This window comes from Deltaproteobacteria bacterium CG11_big_fil_rev_8_21_14_0_20_49_13 (genome assembly GCA_002796305.1).
In the GTDB taxonomy this organism is placed as follows: Bacteria; UBA10199; UBA10199.
Genome location: PCWZ01000035.1, coordinates 37,178 through 48,539 on the forward strand (window position 1 = coordinate 37,178; position 11,362 = coordinate 48,539).

At 49.8% G+C, this 11,362-nt stretch carries 12 protein-coding genes and 1 pseudogene (1 of these 13 only partly in view); 6 read left to right on the forward strand and 7 right to left on the reverse strand.

Features of this window, described 5'->3' with window-relative positions:
• Positions 1 to 165, reverse strand: a pseudogene (locus COV46_02955) (hypothetical protein) (it extends 51 nt beyond the left edge of the window).
• 102 nt (positions 166 to 267) lie between these two features.
• Entirely contained in the window at positions 268 to 1,170 is a 903-nt protein-coding gene (locus tag COV46_02960) for a hypothetical protein (protein PIR17756.1), read from the reverse strand.
• Between the two features lie 66 nt (positions 1,171 to 1,236).
• Between COV46_02960 and COV46_02965 the strand changes: the two genes are divergently transcribed.
• From COV46_02965 to folE, 3 genes are read left to right on the forward strand one after another with little or no spacing between them, the layout of a single operon-like run.
• Complete coding sequence (locus tag COV46_02965) at positions 1,237 to 2,814, forward strand: hypothetical protein (protein PIR17757.1); 1,578 nt, start codon at positions 1,237 to 1,239, stop codon at positions 2,812 to 2,814.
• Positions 2,811 to 4,721, forward strand: coding sequence for a hypothetical protein (locus tag COV46_02970; GenBank protein ID PIR17758.1), 1,911 nt, complete (start codon positions 2,811 to 2,813; stop codon positions 4,719 to 4,721). Before COV46_02965 ends, COV46_02970 begins: the two co-directional genes overlap by 4 nt.
• Before the next feature lie 29 nt (positions 4,722 to 4,750).
• A complete protein-coding gene (gene folE, locus COV46_02975; protein ID PIR17759.1) occupies positions 4,751 to 5,290 on the forward strand; it encodes a GTP cyclohydrolase I FolE in 540 nt (179 codons plus the stop codon).
• Between the two features lie 226 nt (positions 5,291 to 5,516).
• Here the strand turns inward: folE and COV46_02980 are convergent, their stop codons facing one another.
• The 5 genes from COV46_02980 to COV46_03000 form a co-directional block, all read right to left on the reverse strand.
• Positions 5,517 to 5,714, reverse strand: a complete 198-nt coding sequence (locus tag COV46_02980) for a cold-shock protein (protein ID PIR17760.1) — start codon at positions 5,712 to 5,714, stop codon at positions 5,517 to 5,519.
• A gap of 181 nt (positions 5,715 to 5,895) precedes the next feature.
• On the reverse strand, positions 5,896 to 6,195 hold the full coding sequence (locus COV46_02985; protein ID PIR17761.1) for a hypothetical protein: 300 nt from the start codon (positions 6,193 to 6,195) through the stop codon (positions 5,896 to 5,898).
• Positions 6,192 to 7,229 (reverse strand): Holliday junction branch migration DNA helicase RuvB, encoded by a 1,038-nt coding sequence (locus COV46_02990; GenBank protein PIR17762.1) that lies wholly within the window; start codon positions 7,227 to 7,229, stop codon positions 6,192 to 6,194. The genes COV46_02985 and COV46_02990 overlap by 4 nt, the downstream gene beginning before the upstream one ends.
• Complete coding sequence (locus COV46_02995) at positions 7,226 to 7,816, reverse strand: Holliday junction branch migration protein RuvA (GenBank protein PIR17763.1); 591 nt, start codon at positions 7,814 to 7,816, stop codon at positions 7,226 to 7,228. Before COV46_02995 ends, COV46_02990 begins: the two co-directional genes overlap by 4 nt.
• Positions 7,817 to 7,893: 77 nt before the next feature.
• Positions 7,894 to 8,373: a hypothetical protein gene (locus COV46_03000; protein ID PIR17764.1), complete on the reverse strand. Its 480-nt coding sequence runs from the start codon at positions 8,371 to 8,373 to the stop codon at positions 7,894 to 7,896.
• Between COV46_03000 and COV46_03005 the strand changes: the two genes are divergently transcribed.
• The 3 genes from COV46_03005 to COV46_03015 all read left to right on the forward strand — a co-directional run.
• Positions 8,372 to 9,718: a chlorohydrolase gene (locus COV46_03005; protein ID PIR17765.1), complete on the forward strand. Its 1,347-nt coding sequence runs from the start codon at positions 8,372 to 8,374 to the stop codon at positions 9,716 to 9,718. The genes COV46_03000 and COV46_03005 overlap by 2 nt on opposite strands.
• On the forward strand, positions 9,715 to 11,142 hold the full coding sequence (locus COV46_03010) for a pyridoxal-5-phosphate-dependent protein subunit beta (protein PIR17766.1): 1,428 nt from the start codon (positions 9,715 to 9,717) through the stop codon (positions 11,140 to 11,142). The genes COV46_03005 and COV46_03010 overlap by 4 nt, the downstream gene beginning before the upstream one ends.
• A gap of 35 nt (positions 11,143 to 11,177) precedes the next feature.
• On the forward strand, positions 11,178 to 11,362 hold a 185-nt coding region (locus COV46_03015; GenBank protein ID PIR17767.1), incomplete at its 3' end, for a hypothetical protein.

Below are 11,362 nucleotides of genomic sequence, written 5' to 3' on the forward strand. Positions count from 1 at the left end.
TAGAACGTTCTCTTCTTCAAATACTTTGATCGTTCCTGCATTCTTTGATTCGTCCGGGAGGGACTTTAAGAACGCCTCATATTCTTTGGGGTCTAGCTGTCCTCTTGAAATGGACTTGTTGACAATCCTGTTGTCGAAAACCGCTTCGTCAGACTTTTTGCTCATTTGTTAAATTGCATGTCATCCTGAGCGAAGCGAATGATCCCTTTGCATCTATTTGCAAATGGATCATTCAGGGCTTCACCCTTCAGGATGACAGCTTCTCTGTTATCGTTTATTAGGTGCCTTTTCAACATCCATCAATATCTTTCCGTCCTTGAATATCTTCACGTCTCCGCTCGATTCCGATATTACAAATGCGACCGACTTTGTCAACGCAGTGATGCCGGCGGCCGCAATGTGTCTGCTTCCGAGGCCGCGGGGAAGGTTGGTGTCGTCGCTTGCCGCGGAAAGGTATCTTCCCGCCGTCAGAACAACGCCGTCGCCGCTTATTATAAATGCGCCGTCCATCGCCGCAAATTCCCTGATGGTCTCTTTTAACGCCGGGTTCAAGATGTTCCGTTCTTCTTCGTCGTAACCCTTGAAGGGGTTGATTATCATCTGACGGGAAAGCTGGAGCACATGTTCCTCATCGCCGACGACGAATATGGTCCCTATTGGTTTTCCTTCACGTCCCTTCTCGGCAAGTTCAATGGCGAGATTAAGGACCGCCTGAAAGACCTCGGAGCTTAAGTTTTCCGTCATTTTTGTGAAGCTCTTGCTCGTGAGGATCTCCGTCTCTTTGGAGGTGTCGACCACCTGAATGCAGTCAAGCAACCCGTGGTCGGTGTGGCCCACAAGAAAGACGAGGGAAGAGCCGCCTTCTACGTGATCAAGCGAAAGTCCGAGCATAACCGCCACCTTAACAAGTGCTATGCGGGTGAAATTGATCTTTGGGACGTTGATGAGGGCCTTACAGTGACCGCCAAGCGTAGATTTGTCTTCCGGGTCGAAATCGGGCTTCTTTTTCTTGCTAACAAGGAAAATATTGAACTTTTTGGGGATGCGATCTTCGTATCTGAGGTCCTCAAGGGGGTCTATGTAGATAAAGACCGACTTGGCGCCCGTCTTTTCGGCTATTCTAAAGGCCGACTTGATCATGAATCTGTTCTTTGCGTTCATTCTGTTCATTGTGAATACACAAGTTATTTGCAATTATCAAACAAAATCTATATATATCCGAAGGGGGAGTCCAATATGAAAAAGACACTATTCACGCTCATTTTGCTGGCAATTTCCGTCAAACTTTTTGCGTTCGAATCGCCCTTTGAATTTAGCCACGACGATGCAAAGATCAGGATGCAGTTGGGCGGCGAGATCACGACAGATATCATTATAAGGGTTCCTGAGGGCCACTTTCTTTATAAAGACAAGACAGAGCTTTCTTTTACAACGCTTGAGGGGATACGCGTGCGGTCGATAATATATCCGAAGGGCGTATCGCACAAAGATCCGATGAACGGCGGTAATATCACCATCTTTCCTGAAGGCGAATCGGTGATATCTATCGTATTCTCGTCCCCTTTGGAGTTGCAACTTGGGGAAAAAAAGGTGACGGCGGTCCTTGAGATGCAGGGTTGCGAAGAGAGGCTTTGTTTAAGGCCCGAACAGCACGTCATTACATGGAACATGGAGGTCGCCGCGGCCGGAGCTGAGCTCACGGAAGACAAACCCAAGATAGAAACCTTGGAGTTCAACATAAAACAGCTCCTTAATTTTAAGGACTTTAAAGATGTCGTCTCACGCGGAAGGTATATCGCTCTCATCGTAGCTCTCGTGGCCGGGCTCTTAACAAGCATGACGCCATGTGTGTGGCCGTTGATACCCGTGCTACTGCTTATCATAGGTATTCATAAGAAGGGTCACGTGCTTGGAAATCTGCTCCTTTCTTTTTCGCTGGTCGCGGGCATCGCCGTCACATATTCGCTGCTCGGCGTACTGGCTGTAGCCGCGGGAAATCAGACAAGTTTTTTATTTCAGGAGAAGATATTCGTTATCATTCTTATAGCCGTTCTTCTCATGATGAGCCTTTCGATGTTCGGCCTTTTCACCATTCAGCTCCCCCGAAGCGTTCAAAGATTTCTCACACATCTGGGCGGCAAGGGCTACAGAGGCGCTTTCTTGAGCGGAATGTCGATGGGGCTCATGGCTACCCCTTGTGTGGGGCCGGTCTTGGGGCCCATGCTCCTTTGGGTGGCTTCTCAAAAGGCCTATGCCTTTGGAGTGGAACTCTTGGCGGCCTATGCCCTTGGAATGGGCGCGGTCTATATAATTGCCGGTACGTTCTATGGCACCTTCGCGGCACGGCTTAAACATGTAAAGGCCGGAGGCCTGGTCAAAAAGATCATCGGCGTACTGCTTCTAGTGCCGGCGCTCTATTATCTGAACTCCATAGTTCCCTTCAACCTTAACGGTGATAATATTTCGTGGCTCGAGAACGAACAGGCGGCGCTTGTGGAGTCGGCCGCCACCAAAAGACCGATGCTGGTCATATTTGGGGCAAAGTGGTGCCCGCCGTGCGTGAAGCTTGAGAGCATGATGGCGAACGACAAGAACATTGCGGAGATAATAAAAGGCTTTGTGGTTCTGCACGTTGACGCCACGAACGACTCTCCCGAAATTAACAGGATGCTCGACAAATATAACGTCGTTGGATGGCCCACAATATTATTCGTTTCGCCAGATGGCAACGTGTATGATGATCTAAGAATAGTGGGTGAGGTGCCGGAAACAGAAAAGCTTGTGAAGACGATGGAAGAGGCCTTAAAAAGATGAGCGTTCTAACTTCAAGAGAGCGGGAGATTTTGAAGGCGTTCGTAGTTACGCTTATCCCGGGAGACTTTGACCGGAATAAGCTCGTTGATAAGATAGATAACCATGTCGGTCACTTTTCAAGCGATGTAAGGCTCTCTTTTAGATTCGTTCTTTCCCTTTTTGACTACGGCGCCATTTTCTACCGGTTTCGCTTCAGGACATTCAGAGGCCTCGATAAAAAATGGCGGGGCCGTTATCTCGAGGCGTGGCACACGTCCTGGCTTGCCGGCAAACGCGCTCTCTGGCGTTTTTTGGGAGCGATAGTATATTCTAACTACTATTCAATTCCATCCGTTGCCGCCGCGGTGGGCTATACCCCAAAATTTCACGCGCCTCTGCCCGAACCTTCGTTCCCGCACGAGAACGCGTTCGTTAAACCTTTCGGTCACGATATAAAAGAAGAGTGCGAGGTCTGTGTTATAGGTAGCGGCGCCGGGGGCGCGGCTATCGCAAAGACGCTGGCCGAGGCCGGACGCAAGGTCATTATCTTAGAAGATGGCGGCTTTTTCAGGGCCGAAGATTTCGGTCAGGACGCCGTGAGCGAGGTCAAACTTCTATATCGTAACGGGGGCGTGACCAACACCTTCGGTTATCCTGCCATCCTTGTTCCTGTCGGTAAATGCGTCGGCGGTACAACGATCATCAACTCCGGCACATGCTTTAGAACGCCTCCGCAGGTGCTAAAAAGATGGGCGGACGAGTTCGGCCTTCACGCGTGGTCGCCCGAAAAAATGGAACGCTATTTTAGCGAAGTTGAAAAAGAACTTGGCGTTGAGCCTGCGGAGCGGGCGATGCTTAAGAATAACACTAATGTGTTCAAGCGCGGTATCGAATCGCTGGGGTATACCGGAGCCCCTCTTCAGAGGAACGCCCCCAAGTGTTGCGGTAGCGGGACATGTGTGTTCGGTTGTCCGACCAACGCAAAGAGGTCCGCAAACCTTAATTATGTGCCCGATTCCCTGAAGGCAGGGGCAAAATTATATTGTCACTGCAGGGTGAGCCGGTTCTTATACAGTGGTAGCCATGCGGACACCGTTATTGCAAGATTTAGGGATCCCGTTTCGCATGAAAGACTGGGGACGCTGGAGATAAAGGCGCGTGTCATAATCCTTGCGTGCGGAACATTTTACACCCCGACCCTGCTCATGCGTTCGCATGTTCCAAATCCAAGCGGCATGATAGGGCACAACCTGACCATTCATCCTGCCGCGCAGGTGCTTGGGGTCTTTGACGAAGAGATAAAGGCGTGGAACGAGATACCTCAAGGCTGGTACGTGGACGCGCTTTCGGGTGAGGGAATAACGTTCGAAGGGATATTCCTGCCGCCTTCTTACACGGCCTCAAAGATACTGCATGTAGGCGAAAAACACCGCGAGGTAATGGAGAATTACAACAAGCTCGCCAGTTTCGGCATAATGGTCTCGGACACGAGCCATGGAAGGATCTTAAGGATGCCGGGTGGCCGCGCACTTACCATTTATAATTTGAACCGCACCGACGTTAAAAAGTTCATTAAGGGGCTTGAGATAGTCACAGAGGCCTTCTTTGCTGCGGGGGCGAAGAGAGTCCTGCTACCGATCCACATTATGCCTGAGATAACCCGTGAGGAGGGCGCTACCAAGCTCCGCTCAAAGAAGATACGGGCGAAGGACCTTGACCTTCAGGCGTTTCATCCCCTTGGAACGTGCAGGATGGGGGCAAATCCAAAAGAGGCGGTCTGCGATCCTTACGGCCGTTTTTACGGCCTTGATAATGTGTTTATTGCAGACGGTTCTATTTTCCCCACATCTTTGGGCGTGAACCCTATGGTGACCATTATGGCGGCGGCGATGAAGATAGGGGAATATGTGGATAGGGAAGTTTTATAAGCTGACCAAGTTGGGGGCGAGGAGAATATATGGAAAAGTTGATAAGGGAGTTATTGGTAAAGCTGGGCGAAGATCCTGAGAGAGAGGGGCTGAGAAAGACGCCGCTTCGGGTTAAGAAGTCGTTCGAGTTTCTGACCGACGGATACAAACAGGACCCGGTAAAGATAATAAGCGATGCCATTTTTACCGACAAGTACGACGAGATGGTCATCGTTAAGGATATCCCCTTTTATAGCCTTTGTGAGCATCATCTGCTCCCTTTTTACGGCCATGCCCATGTCGCCTATCTGCCCGATAAAAAACTGGTAGGGATCTCCAAGATACCGCGAATGGTAGAGATCTACGCGCGCAGGCTTCAGGTACAGGAGAGAATGACCCAGCAGATAGCAGAGGCCCTTGAGATTGTGTTAAAGCCGAGGGGGGTTGCGGTGGTAGTCAACGCGCAACATCTCTGCATGCAGATGAGGGGCATTCAAAAGCACGATTCCAACATTGTGACGAGCGCCATGCTAGGTGGCTTCAGAAAGAACCAGGCCACCCGCGAAGAGTTCATGAATTTGATAAAGTAAATCTAAAAATAGGGCTATACGCTTGACTCTCGTAGCGGTCGGAAAACTTCGATTATCTTTCGAGCGAGCGTTAGCGAGTCGAGAAAATAAGCAGATTTTACCTTCTCGACTACGCTCGAAGAGTAAAATCCAGCCACTATTAGGGTTGCGAGAGTCAACCCATGTCTAAAAATAAAAAACCCCGCTTGAACTTAATCAAGCGGGGTTTAATTTTAGCCTGTTTTAGTTAGGCCTTCTGCACATTCTGTGCCTGAGGACCCTTGGGGCCTTCAACCAACTCGAAAGTGACTTCTACGCCCTCGGCAAGGCTCTTATAGCCGTCACCTTGGATCGAAGAGAAGTGGACGAATACGTCTGGTCCGCCTTCACGTTCAATAAAGCCGAAACCTTTGGCGTCATTGAACCACTTTACTTTACCGTGCATCTTGTTCTCACTCACAAACTACCTCCATCTTTCCTGCCATGAACCGGTCTTCTCATTATACAATGGCCCTTTTTCCCGGTGCCTTAAGTCCATGAACAGGTAATTCTCTTTACCAAAGAAAGGGGCCTAAAATTCATAAAATTCAAAAGTCGCGCCTGTTTACTATATGGGGAAGCGCTTGTCAAGGGCTCATTTGCTGGAATACTATCTCTCCGTCTTTGACGTAACCAAGCTCCTGGCGTATCACGAGCTCTAAATGTTCCTTGTTCGTCAGCAGATTCTTATTCTCTTTTAGCTCATTAATACGGGCCCTTAGCTCGGTTTCCCTCGCCGTGAGCTCTTTTCTAAGCCCTATGGCCCTTTTAAGGTTCCAAAGCCCCTGGTCCCCGAATACGGCGAACCAGACGAAACCAGCCGCCGCCACGAAGATGACGATGGGCTTTAGATTGGCCTTAATTCTTATGAATAGCTTCCTTATCATTGGTCAAAAAGCTTCGATTGTTCGGTCAAGCTTTTGGGAACCTTGCGCCCAAGATGGGCATAAGCAAGCTCCGTTGCAGTACGTCCGCGGGGGGTCCTGTTTATATAGCCGCACTGGATGAGATATGGTTCATAGACGTCTTCGATGGTGTCTCTCTCTTCGCTGATGGCGGAAGAGAGGGTTTCGACCCCAACGGGGCCTCCGTCGAACTTGTCTATTATGGTCAAGAGTATCTTTCTGTCCATCTGGTCAAAACCCTTTTCGTCGACCTCGAGCATCTTCAGGGCGTCGCGTGCCACCTTATCGTCGATGATGCCGTTCGCCCTTACCTGCGCAAAGTCGCGAACTCGGCGTAGTAATCTGTTCACTATTCTCGGAGTTCCGCGAGCGCGTTTCGCTATTTCAAGAGAACCTCCGCTTGTCAGCTCGACCTCCAGAAGTTTTGCTGAGCGGTTGACTATGGTTGAAAGTTCGACAGGCGAATAGAAGTCAAGCCTTGAAACCACTCCAAATCGGTCGCGAAGGGGAGATGTTAAAAGGCCCGTCCTTGTAGTTGCGCCCACAAGTGTGAAGCGTGGAATGTCCAGCTTTACCGTTCTTGCGGAAGGTCCCTGGCCTATTATGAGGTCCAGTTTGAAATCTTCCATCGCCGGATAGAGGACCTCTTCGACCACGCGGTTCAGCCTGTGGATCTCGTCTATAAAAAGGACGTCGCGCGGTTCAAGGTTCGTGAGTATCGCCGCAAGGTCTCCTGCGCGTTCCAGCACAGGGCCTGAGGTTGAATGTATCTTAACTCCGAGTTCGTTCGCTATTATGTAAGCGAGAGTTGTCTTGCCGAGTCCCGGGGGGCCGGAAAAAAGTGCGTGATCGAGCGCCTCTTTTCTCTCCTTTGCCGCCTCGATAAAGATCTTGAGTCTCTCTTTAACCGCGGTCTGGCCGATATATTCGTCAAGGCTCTTGGGACGAAGAGATACGTCGAACTGCAACTCTTCCGGCGCCTTTTGCGGATCTAGTTCGTCTCTTTCTGTTGTCATTGTTTCAGTTCTTTCAATACCTCTTTAACTACCGATTGAACGGTCGAGCCCTCTTTGAGGCCGATCTTCGTAAGGACCTTGTCGACGGTCACCCTTGTATAGCCGAGGTTTGTGAGGGCAGATACCGCATCATTATATAGGGGTTTTGCAGAACCGCCCGCACCCCCGCTCAACGCGCCGAATTCCTTAAGGAACTTGTCTTTCAGGTCAACAACTATGCGTTCGGCGGTCCTTCGGCCTATCCCCTGGATACCGCTGATGCGTGCGAGGTCCTCTTTGACCACCGCCTGGACCAGATCGTGTGGCTCCATTCCGGAAAGGATCGTCATGGCAAGTTTTGGCCCGACGCCGGAGACATTCAGGAGCCTTTGGAATATCGTCTTTTCTTCACGGGTTAAAAAACCAAATAGCGTCAGCTGGTCTTCGCGGACATGGGTGTATATGTGAAGGGATATCTCCTGTGCGGCCTCGGGAAGGCGCGAGATGCCGGATTGAGAGACGCAGACCTGATATCCTACTCCCCGTACGTCGACTATCACATGATCGGTCATTTTTTCTGCGAGGGTTCCTTTCAGATGGGCTATCATTTGAAAATGATGATACGACGTTTAGAATAATCTTTCAAGGATGAATTTTAAGGACGGTGTTTTACCCGGGAAAAGCATTAGTAGGTGATGAACGGCTCAACATTTGAGACCGTGTAGTTGCCGGTCTCGGGATTGTAGGTTGTGGTGAGGTTGACGTTTTGGTTCTTAAATATGCGCAAATGTTTTTCACCCCAGTTCTGTTTTATGGGTACGTCAACGAGCTGGCCGCCTTTTTCTACCGTGATGGTGTTGTCGCTAGCGGTTGTCGGGTCGTTCTCGTTGAATTTTTTGAATTTCACCTTTTCTGTCTTAGTGTGGTATTTCTTATTTGCCTTAGATGCGCCCAGACCTTGACCGTATGAACTCTTCTTTGACCTTTTCTTCTTTGCCATTGCGTCGCTTGAGATCCCCAATGCCATCGTAAGAATTACCAGAAATGCCAGTGTTTTTTTCATATTGTTCTCCTTTGCGTTCCTTTTTATATATGACTTTTGCTTTAAATCAAAACTATTTTTGTGATTGAATGATGAAGGCCTTTGGTTTACCATTGCGGCCATGTCTTTACTGATAAAGAACGCCTGCATATTTACATGCGATCAGGACATCGTTATTCCGGATGGATACTTGGAGATAAAAGATAACCAGATAACGGGCCTCGGCAAGATGAGCGCATTTCCGGTTGAGCGCACGGCGCACGGCGCGTGGCGAATTATCGATGCCCATGGCAGGGTCGTTATGCCCGGTTTTGTCAACCCGCACATGCACCTTTACAGCCAGTTCGCAAAAGGGCTCAATCTCCCCAAGATGGCCTCTTTTCTGGAGGTCCTGGAATGCCTGTGGTGGAAGTTGGATAAAGCGCTAAAAGAAGAGGATATATACTTAAGCGCCTACTTAGGTTTGATCGAGTCGATAAGGTCAGGCGTTACTACCGTAATAGACCATCATGCAAGCTATGGTTCGATAAAAGGTTCTTTAACGGCTGTTGCGGAGGCCTTTAGCGAGACCGGCATGCGCGGTGCGCTCTGTTTTGAGGTCTCCGACAGGAACGGCGAAAAGGATTGTAAGAAGGCGATCGAAGAGAACGTTTCGTTCCTGGAAGAGGTGGCGGAAAAATGTATGTCACCCTCCTATCTTTTAAGGGGGATGTTCGGTCTTCATGCTTCTTTCACGCTTTCTCCTGCGACCATCAAAAAGGTGCATGAGGCGAACGAAAAGTTCGGCGCCCCTTATCATATCCACGTGGCCGAAGGAGAAGAGGACGCCGCCGACGCGAAGGCGCGATATAATTTTTCGGTCGTGCGCAGGCTTTATGATGAAGGAGTATTGCGCGAAGGGACCATTGCTGCGCATTGCGTTCATGTGAACGATGTCGATATCGAGCTTATTAAGAAATCGGGCGCATTTGTCGTTCATAATCCAGTTTCAAATATGAACAATGCCGTGGGCCGGATGCATTATCTTAAGATGTGCGCCGCCGGTCTTTCGGTGGGAATTGGGACCGACGGCATGGGCTCCGGCGTCTTCACCGACATTAAGGCCGCAAGCGTTCTGCACAAAGAGGCAGCGGGGAATCCTCAGGCAGGGTGGAACGAAGTTCACATGAGCGCTTTAAAGACCAACCCCTCAATTCCGTCACACCTTTTTGGCAAGAAGCTCGGGGTGATAGCGGGCGGGGCAGAGGCCGATGTGATTATTTCAGACTATATCCCATCAACGGAAGTTAAGGCCGACAATTATTGGGGGCACACACTTTTTGGAGTCGTTGATTCGCGTGTTCATTCAACGATAGTCGGAGGCCGCGTGCTCATGGAAGGTTTCAAATTGGAGCACATAGACGAAGCGGCAATCATAAAAGAGGCCAGGAAACTTTCGACCTCTTTGTGGAAAAGGTTTGAAAAATGAACAGACAAATTTTGGAAAAGGCGAAGAAGAGATGCCGCGAGCGGGGGATAGTTCTTCCCACATTTGCAGAACAAAGGGACCCTACAAAGATATCCGAGGCGACCAAGGAAAGGTTAAAGAATGTCGGGCTTTGGGATATCGATCCCGTCAATCTTTTCAGGATAACATGGAAGAACGACGTCCGGAGCAGGGGTTTTCACGGCGTTAATTTTTTAGAACTTCCGTCATCGCTCACAGGTGTTAAGGCCCGCATCGTGGGTCTTGTCGGAAAATATTTTCCGACAGGCGCGCACAAAGTGGGCGCGGCTTACGGCTGTCTGGTCCCGCGTCTTGTAACGGGCGAGTTCGATCCTTCATCACAAAAAGCTGTCTGGCCGTCTACCGGCAACTACTGCAGGGGCGGCGCTTATGACTCGGCACTTCTTGCGTGCGAATCCGTTGCAATTTTACCTGAAGGCATGAGCCGCGAACGCTTCGAGTGGCTTGAAAAAATCGGCTCCGAAATAATTGCAACGCCTGGATGCGAGTCAAACGTTAAAGAGATATTCGATAAGTGCAATGAAATGAACAGGACGAGAAAGAACTCCATCGTTATCTTCAACCAGTTCGAAGAGTTCGGAAACGGCATGTGGCATTATAACGTTACGGCCGAAGCTGTGCACGAGGCGCTTCAAGGCTTAATGAACAAGGGCGACAAATTTCGCGGTTTTGTTTCCGCTACAGGCTCTGCAGGAACTATTTGTGCCGGCGATCGGTTAAAAGAGCTATACCCGGGCATGATGATATCGGCCGTTGAGGCGCTCCAATGCCCGACGCTTCTTTGCAATGGCTTTGGCGATCACAGGATAGAAGGAATAGGCGACAAGCATATTCCGTGGATACACAATGTGAGGAACACGGACGTTGTAGAGGCCGTAGATGACGAGGCGTGCATAAGGCTGATGCGTTTATTTAACGAACCGGAAGGGAAGAAGTGTCTCGCCGGCAAAAAGATAGACGCGGTGACATTGGGAAAGTTGGAACTTCTCGGTATATCCGGCATCTGTAACATGCTTGCTTCTATAAGGATGGCAAGGCATTTCAGTCTCGACGCGAACGATATAATCTTTACTGTATTCACAGATTCTATGGAGCTTTACGGATCGCGCCTTGAGGAGTGTCGCGCCAAATACGGCAAATATTCGGAGAAAGAGGCTGGAAAGGACCTTGAAGAGTACCTTTTAGATTCGGACAGGAATAAACTTCTGGCCCTCGACGATTTCAGCCGCAAGCGCATTCATAATCTTAAATACTACACATGGATAGAACAGCAGGGTAGAGAGCTGAAAGAGCTCAACGCCCAGTGGGACGACCCCGATTATTGGACCTCCAAATGGCGCATGGCGGGCGAGTATGACAAGCTGATCGAAGAATTTAACGGCTAAAACTCCGGGGAGACGCACCGTGTGTCTCCCCGGTAATGCATATGCTCTTGATCGAGAACGCCGCAATTTCGACGGGCGAGAAGAATAAGACAAGGCAGGCGGATATCTATGTTGAAGACGGGAAGATCGTTGACGTGTGTCATTGCGATCCGCCGGAGGCGGAGAAGCAATCCCCCGAAACAGGTTGCGGGGGATTGCTTCGCTACGCTCGCAATGACAA

What these genes read in the sequence shown, in the direction of transcription:
- COV46_02960 (PIR17756.1), bottom strand. Translation starts at nt 1,170, where the DNA reads ATGAACAGAATGAACGCAAAGAACAGATTCATGATCAAGTCGGCCTTT.
- COV46_02990 (PIR17762.1), bottom strand. Translation starts at nt 7,229, where the DNA reads ATGACAACAGAAAGAGACGAACTAGATCCGCAAAAGGCGCCGGAAGAG.
- COV46_02985 (PIR17761.1), bottom strand. Translation starts at nt 6,195, where the DNA reads ATGATAAGGAAGCTATTCATAAGAATTAAGGCCAATCTAAAGCCCATC.
- COV46_02995 (PIR17763.1), bottom strand. Translation starts at nt 7,816, where the DNA reads ATGATAGCCCATCTGAAAGGAACCCTCGCAGAAAAAATGACCGATCAT.
- COV46_02965 (PIR17757.1), top strand. Translation starts at nt 1,237, where the DNA reads ATGAAAAAGACACTATTCACGCTCATTTTGCTGGCAATTTCCGTCAAA.
- folE (PIR17759.1), top strand. Translation starts at nt 4,751, where the DNA reads ATGGAAAAGTTGATAAGGGAGTTATTGGTAAAGCTGGGCGAAGATCCT.
- COV46_03010 (PIR17766.1), top strand. Translation starts at nt 9,715, where the DNA reads ATGAACAGACAAATTTTGGAAAAGGCGAAGAAGAGATGCCGCGAGCGG.
- COV46_03005 (PIR17765.1), top strand. Translation starts at nt 8,372, where the DNA reads ATGTCTTTACTGATAAAGAACGCCTGCATATTTACATGCGATCAGGAC.
- COV46_02970 (PIR17758.1), top strand. Translation starts at nt 2,811, where the DNA reads ATGAGCGTTCTAACTTCAAGAGAGCGGGAGATTTTGAAGGCGTTCGTA.
- COV46_02980 (PIR17760.1), bottom strand. Translation starts at nt 5,714, where the DNA reads ATGCACGGTAAAGTAAAGTGGTTCAATGACGCCAAAGGTTTCGGCTTT.
- COV46_03000 (PIR17764.1), bottom strand. Translation starts at nt 8,373, where the DNA reads ATGGCCGCAATGGTAAACCAAAGGCCTTCATCATTCAATCACAAAAAT.